This is a genomic window from Streptomyces sp. LaBMicrA B280 (assembly GCF_049222185.1).
Taxonomy (GTDB): domain Bacteria; phylum Actinomycetota; class Actinomycetes; order Streptomycetales; family Streptomycetaceae; genus Streptomyces; species Streptomyces murinus.
The window spans coordinates 1-603 of sequence record NZ_JBMJCT010000056.1 but is presented as its reverse complement, the minus strand read 5'-3'; the positions used below and the strand labels follow the sequence as shown (position 1 = coordinate 603).

General features: G+C 73.3%; 1 pseudogene. It reads left to right on the top strand.

From position 1 onward, the window contains the following. Positions 1 to 603, top strand: a pseudogene (locus ACLF5H_RS31520) (IS5 family transposase); the annotation flags it as partial.

The window sequence follows — 603 nt, the reverse complement described above, 5'->3', positions numbered from 1 at the left end:
GGCGGTGGGCCGACCACCGCCGCACCCTCGAGGCCATCGCGTGGAAGTACCGCACCAACTCGCCCTGGCGGGACCTGCCCGACGAGCTCGGCTCGTTCCAGACCGCCCACAAACGGCTGATCAGGTGGGCAGTCGACGGCACCTGGGAGGCGATCCTCGGCGCCGTCCTGGCAGCGGCGGACGCCGATGACGACATTGACTGGACGGTGTCATTGGACTCCACTGTCGTCCGGGCCCACCAGCACGCCGCCGGAGCGCGCAAAAGGGGGCGATCCGCTCCAGCGAGCCCACCGACCACGCACTCGGACGCTCCCGCGGCGGCCTGAGCACGAAGGTCCACCTGGCCGCGGACGGCCGTGCACGACCACTCGCCCTCACTCTCACCGCAGGCCAAGCCGGTGACGCACCCGCCTTCGAGGCCGTGATGTCCCGGATCCGCGTCCCCCGCAGCGGCCCGGGCAGGCCGCGAACCCGGCCCCTCGCCGTGCTGGCCGACCGCGCCTACTCTTCCCGCGCCATCCGCATCCACCTGCGGCGTCGGGGAATCCGCGCGGTCATCCCGCAGCCGTCCGACCAGATCGGCCACCGCCAGCGGCGAGGCCG